This is a genomic window from Accumulibacter sp. (genome assembly GCF_032229525.1).
GTDB lineage: Bacteria > Pseudomonadota > Gammaproteobacteria > Burkholderiales > Rhodocyclaceae > Accumulibacter.
The window spans coordinates 40,751-42,127 of record NZ_JAVTWB010000179.1 but is presented as its reverse complement, the minus strand read 5'-3'; the positions used below and the strand labels follow the sequence as shown (position 1 = coordinate 42,127).

The following is a 1,377-nucleotide window of genomic DNA, read 5'->3' as shown; positions in this document are numbered from 1 at the left end:
GAGTCCGAGGTGTTGGCGCTGATGACGATGAATGGTGCCGGGTTGGTCATCGTCTTCCCAGTGGGAATGGGCGACCACTGCTCCGGGATGCCCTCTTCGCCGTAAGCGAGCCGGAGGTCGAAGCTGGCGACGTTGGTCGCGGCGGTGTTGCTCTGCAGGAGACTTGCCGAACTGTTCTGCAAACCTGCGTCGGTGATTGCTTGTGCTGTTTGGTCAATATAAGGCGTAGTCCGCTTGCCCGTTTCGGCAGGGTTAATTCATTGGTGCGGCCCATCCCAGTATTCCGCAACGCCGGTCTTGGGTGTTCCGCCATTGACAAGGTCGCAGATATCGCCAATGACTTTGCGTTGCCACCCGGCCTTCATCGCAGCCCTAGTCATCGCCAAGACCTCGGCGCTCATAAAACACTTTGCCCACCCGATCGATGTGCGCCTTCAGTCCGTCGTGTTCGAGACTGTCGTAATGCGTCACATCAAACTGGTACGGCGTCGGCAGTTGATCGAGTGCTGCGCGCAGGTGCGCGGTGCAGTCGACGGGGCTGCTGAAGGCGATGTCGATGTCCGATCCACGCTGGAAAGTGCCCTTGGCGCGTGAGCCGTAGATGCTGGCCCAGTGGATTTCGGGGTGGCCGCGCAGACAAGCGATGATGGCGGCCAGGGTCTGCGTTGGCAGACCGAAGCGGAGCTCGTTCATGCGGCGAGTCGTTCGCTCAGGTAGGCGTGCAACTGCGCCAGTGCCGCCATATAGTGCTGAGAAATGTGGGCAATGGCTTTGCGGGCGCGGGCCTCGTCGTAAATATGGGCCATCAGGTTGCGCTCTTCCAGCATGTCGATCCAGCACTGACCGTCGGCGATGATGTCGGAGGAGAATGCCTGTTTGATGATTTCGCGTGGCAGCTTTTCGTCGATGCCGTTGAAGCTGAGGAAATCCTTCATCGTTTTCCAGGAGAGCTCGAACGTCATTTCAAAGGCCTTGATCAGCGCCATCTGAAACAGTTTGTTTTCAGGAGCTTCTGCGTTTGCCGCCACAGCTTCCTGCAGGTTGCGGTAGGCCGACTGCAGGTTTTCAAAGCGTTGCTTCCAGCGAATATCCGCATTCATTGATTCGTCCCTCCCAGCAATTCGCGAATGCTCTCCAGCACCTTCGCGCTTTCGGCACCGAGCGCCGCGATCTCGTCCATGATGGCCTGCGGGCTGCGGTGGATCACTTCCTCGCCCCCGTTCGGGTTCTTCACCGACAGATTACCTGAGGAACAGCAGCCAGGAGGCCTGCTCGGTGTAGTCGAGTTCGGTGGTGCAACCGGCTTCGTTGTGCAGGTCGTTGTCGATATTCCTGAGGGCTTGCTCGAACATGGGGGGCGGTGATTCCGGGTTGGCG

At 58.9% G+C, this 1,377-nt stretch carries 4 protein-coding genes and 1 pseudogene; all 5 read right to left on the bottom strand.

Annotated elements, in window-relative coordinates; all coding sequences use genetic code 11:
* The coding region (locus RUW20_RS14000) for a hypothetical protein (RefSeq protein ID WP_313952841.1) at positions 1–182 on the bottom strand (182 nt) is incomplete at its 3' end.
* A 190-nt stretch (positions 183–372) separates the two neighbouring features.
* On the bottom strand, positions 373–693 hold the full coding sequence (locus RUW20_RS13995; protein ID WP_313952840.1) for a nucleotidyltransferase domain-containing protein: 321 nt from the start codon (positions 691–693) through the stop codon (positions 373–375).
* On the bottom strand, positions 690–1,100 hold the full coding sequence (locus RUW20_RS13990) for an HI0074 family nucleotidyltransferase substrate-binding subunit (protein ID WP_313952839.1): 411 nt from the start codon (positions 1,098–1,100) through the stop codon (positions 690–692). Before RUW20_RS13990 ends, RUW20_RS13995 begins: the two co-directional genes overlap by 4 nt.
* Positions 1,097–1,234 (bottom strand): hypothetical protein, encoded by a 138-nt coding sequence (locus tag RUW20_RS13985; protein ID WP_313952838.1) that lies wholly within the window; start codon positions 1,232–1,234, stop codon positions 1,097–1,099. Before RUW20_RS13985 ends, RUW20_RS13990 begins: the two co-directional genes overlap by 4 nt.
* Before the next feature lie 10 nt (positions 1,235–1,244).
* Positions 1,245–1,352 (bottom strand): annotated as a pseudogene (locus tag RUW20_RS13980) (SAM-dependent DNA methyltransferase); the annotation flags it as partial.
* Between the last annotated feature and the right edge of the window lie 25 nt (positions 1,353–1,377).